This window comes from Halobacillus sp., assembly GCF_049282395.1.
GTDB lineage: Bacteria > Bacillota > Bacilli > Bacillales > Halobacillaceae > Halobacillus.
The window spans coordinates 1-4,295 of sequence record NZ_JBAPTY010000271.1 but is presented as its reverse complement, the minus strand read 5'-3'; the positions used below and the strand labels follow the sequence as shown (position 1 = coordinate 4,295).

Genomic DNA, 4,295 nt, shown 5'->3' with positions numbered 1-4,295 from the left:
GCTTGAGTCTATTTCTTCCTTCCTGTACCCGGATGATTCGACGGATGAAGGAAAGAGGCTGCGGCTGAAGCAGGAATACTTCCTGGTGTCTGCGGGGGTTCAGTCTGTCATACGCTCGTTTGAACGTTTGGATCTTCCTTTGACGTCTTTCCCGGATAAAGCTGCTCTTCATATCAACGATACACACCCTGCGCTTGTCATTCCGGAATTAATGCGAATTTTAATGGACGAAAAAGGTTTAGGATGGGAAGAAGCCTGGGATGTTACGCAATCATCTGTTTCTTACACCAACCATACAACACTCAGTGAAGCCCTGGAGTCTTGGCCAGTAGATATGGTCCGCTCTCTGCTCCCTCGCATCTTTATGATTATCGAAGAGATTAATGAGCGTTTCTGTCAGGATCTATGGCGGACGTATCCTGGAGATTTTGACAGGATTGCCGATCTTGCCATTGTGGCTGACGGCCAGGTGAAAATGGCTCATCTATCTATTGTAGGAAGTCATAGTGTGAACGGAGTCGCGAAGCTCCACACGGAAATATTAAAGAAACGGGAAATGAAGCGGTTTTATGATACCTTTCCTGAGCGCTTCAATAATAAAACCAACGGCATTACTCATAGAAGATGGCTGATGCACGCCAATAAACCTTTGACTTCTGCCATCACGGAAGCCATTGGCGATAGCTGGATTGAGCAGCCTAAACGATTAGAAGATCTGTTGAATAAACAGGAAGATCACGCATTCTTAGATCGTTTACATGATATTAAACAGGAAAATAAACAAAATCTAGTTGATTGGGTACAAGAGACTCAAGGGATCGCCGTTGATCCGGCCTCGATATTTGACGTCCACATTAAAAGGCTTCATGGCTATAAACGCCAGCTGCTGAACGCACTCCACATTATGCATTTGTACAATGAAATTAAATCCGATCCTACGTTGGATATTGTACCTAGAACCTTTTTCTTTGGAGCTAAGGCAGCCTCTAGTTATCATTTTGCTAAAAAGGTGATTCAGCTGATTAATCGAATCGCGCATGTCGTCAACAATGACCGTGATGTAAAAGATAAAATTAAAGTAGTCTTTTTACCAAACTATTCTGTATCAATTGCTGAGCGCGTCATTCCAGCCAGTAATGTGAGTGAACAGATTTCAACGGCCAGTAAGGAAGCTTCCGGAACAGGAAACATGAAGTTCATGATGAACGGAGCATTAACGGTTGGAACCATGGATGGAGCGAATGTGGAAATCCATGATCTGGTCGGAGACGATAACATCTATACGTTCGGAATGAGTTCAGAAGAGGTATTAGAGTATTACCGTAATGGAAGCTATTCCTCTAGAGAAATTTATGAAAATGACTCAAGAGTAAGACACACCTTAGACCAGCTGGTGCACTATAGTCCTTTTTCAAAGGGAGAAACCGACTTCCAGGAAATCTATGACGCACTGCTTACCTACAACGATGAGTTCTTTGTACTAAAAGATTTTGCCAGCTATCTCTTTACTCAGCAAAAAGTGAGCCGTGATTTTCTGAATCAGCGGGAATGGAACAAGAAGAGTCTAATTAACATTGCAAAATCCGGGAAGTTCTCCAGTGATCGGACGATCCAGGAGTATGCTACTGATATTTGGCAGATTCAGCGCACACGAATGTTAAAGTGAGGTCTTAGGGGGAGTTTATGTGAAACACAAGGACATTTATCATAATAGTTTTGACTTAACCTATAGAGAACCTTTTGGTGCCGCACCAAAAGGTTCCAAAGTATCATTATCCATTGATATTCATAATCGGTTTGAAGTGTCTCATGTTATTCTTCATTACATTCTTGATAAAACCGATACAGAAAAAACGAAAAAGATGGATCTGTACAGCGAGGAGCATCAGTTCGATTCGTATGAAACGTCGATTACGATGCCGGATGAACCTCAGTTAATCTGGTACTTTTTCGAAGTGATACTGACGGACCATACCTTGTTTTACGGTCGTGAGAACATCTTTGAAAGCGGAGAAGGAACCATATATGACCATGTTCCGCCTTCCTGGCAGATCACGGTTTATAATCCCGAGTACGAAACACCTGACTGGTGGAAAAACGCCACGATGTATCAAATCTTCCCGGACCGATTCTTTGCGGGAGGAGAAATAGATTCCACAAAGGCTCCCAAAACAAGCTTAATTCATGCTCATTGGGAAAATGATCCTTTCTATATTAGAAATGAACGAGGCGAGGTTGTACGCTGGGACTTTTTCGGGGGCAATCTGAAAGGTATTCAGGAAAAGTTAGACTATATTGCTTCTCTTGGAGTTACCGTTATCTATTTAAATCCGATCTTTGAAGCCGAAAGTAACCACCGGTATGACACGGGTGATTATCATAAAATTGATCCGCTGCTCGGTACCAAAGAAGAATTTGAGCAGTTAATTAAGGAAGCCGCTGACAGGGGCATAGAAATCATGCTCGACGGTGTTTTCAGCCATACAGGCAGTAACAGTATCTATTTCAATAGAGAAAACCAATATGACTCTTTAGGAGCCTATCAGTCGAAGGAATCACCGTATTACACCTGGTACACGTTCCATCACTATCCAGATGACTATGATGCCTGGTGGGGAGTGGGGACACTTCCAACGCTTAATAAAGAAAACGAAGACTATCAAAGCTTTCTTGTAGATGATGAGAACAGTGTTATCCAATCGTGGCAAAGGTCTGGAGTAAATCACTGGCGTCTTGACGTAGCGGATGAGCTGACGGACGATTTGATTAAAAAGCTGTACCGTCAGCTGAAAAAAGAGGACAAATCCAGCGTTCTTCTAGGTGAAGTATGGGAAGATGCCTCTAATAAAAGTTCTTATGGAAACCGCAGAGATTATTTTCTTGGAGGCGTGCTGGACTCGGTCATGAACTACCCGCTTCGAAGAATTATGCTCGACTTTATGAAAGGCGATGTAGATGCGTTCTTTGTGAACCGTCGGCTGACCACACTCCATGAACACTATCCCCAGCAATATTTTTACGCGTTAATGAACATGCTTTCGAGTCATGATGTGGAGCGGATTATCACGATGCTGCACGACTACCTGCCGGGCGATATGGAGGAGGAGCACCGGGTAAACATTAACCGGGCGCAGGTAAAAGGCCTGAGCTTATGGCTGTATTCATTTCCCGGAATTCCTTCCCTCTATTACGGAGATGAAGCTGGAGTTGACGGGGGAGCTGACCCGGACAACCGTAAGCCCTATCCATGGGGCAACGAGGAGCAGGATTTGCTGAAATGGTATAAACAAATTGGAAAATGGCGCAAAGAACACCCTGTACTGCGGACCGGTCACTGGAAACCGCATGATCTGCATGAAGATTTGTTCGGCTTTGAAAGATGGATTGACAATGGAGTAGATGCCTTTGGTCATGAGGCGCATGATGAGCATATGGTCTATCTATTTAATCGGAACATTACAGAGAAGCGAACAGCCCATATTCCGATCCGCAAAGGAAAATGGCAGGCGCTGCAAAATAAAAAGCGTATCTTCAGTTCAAAGAAAGGAAATCTTTCTATTGAATTAAATCCCAGCGAATGTATTCTGCTGAGATTTATGCAGTAAGAAAGGAGTGTACACGATGGGTTTTTTTGATGAATTAATGGGAAATGCAAGTGAAGCGAATATCGAAAAGCTCGAGGAACAGCTGGATGATATTCTAGTAGACTATGAAGAAATTGAGAGCGGCTTTAAAGTACTTCGGGACTTATTTGTTTTTACCGATAGGCGATTACTGCTCGTAGATAAACAGGGGATGACAGGAAAGAAAGTGGAATACCACTCCATCCCTTATAAAAGTATTACGCACTTCAGCGTAGAAACTGCCGGAAGTTTTGACTTGGATTCAGAATTGAAAATCTGGATATCAGGATCCAGTGAACCGATCGGGAAGCTTTTCAAAAAGAACAGCCCGATTGAAGACGTACAGAAAACGTTAGCTGCTCACGTGCTTTAATGAATTGTTTCACGTGGAACATTTATGAAAAATTTTTCTCTGGCCGGTACACATGTACCGGCCTTTTAATTTGGCTGGTGCAGAGTCTTTCTGGATCCCTCTCTTCACTCCATGGCATGAAGACTTTGTAGCTTTATGGTTATTTATTTGTTTTGCCGCTTCTTGAAAATTTTTGTATTTTCCTGCAATATAAAAGAAAGACTTAAATAATTGAAAGCGTTATCATATCGAGGAGGATATTGGTGTGAACCTTAATCTGACCCAGACTCAGACCGTAGGATTAGTAATGACCCCGGAGA

General features: G+C 42.9%; 3 protein-coding genes. All 3 read left to right on the top strand.

Annotation, left to right across the window (positions count from 1 at the left end):
- On the top strand, positions 1-1,666 hold a 1,666-nt coding region (locus tag WAM07_RS11375), incomplete at its 5' end, for a glycogen/starch/alpha-glucan phosphorylase (RefSeq protein ID WP_422166944.1).
- A 19-nt stretch (positions 1,667-1,685) separates the two neighbouring features.
- Complete coding sequence (locus WAM07_RS11370; protein ID WP_422166943.1) at positions 1,686-3,605, top strand: glycoside hydrolase family 13 protein; 1,920 nt, start codon at positions 1,686-1,688, stop codon at positions 3,603-3,605.
- Positions 3,606-3,621: 16 nt separating this feature from the next.
- Positions 3,622-3,996 (top strand): PH domain-containing protein, encoded by a 375-nt coding sequence (locus WAM07_RS11365; RefSeq protein ID WP_422166942.1) that lies wholly within the window; start codon positions 3,622-3,624, stop codon positions 3,994-3,996.
- Positions 3,997-4,295: the final 299 nt, after the last annotated feature.

Excerpts from the sequence above, each read along its gene's own strand:
- WAM07_RS11365 (WP_422166942.1), top strand. The coding sequence starts at position 3,622 with ATGGGTTTTTTTGATGAATTAATGGGAAATGCAAGTGAAGCGAATATC.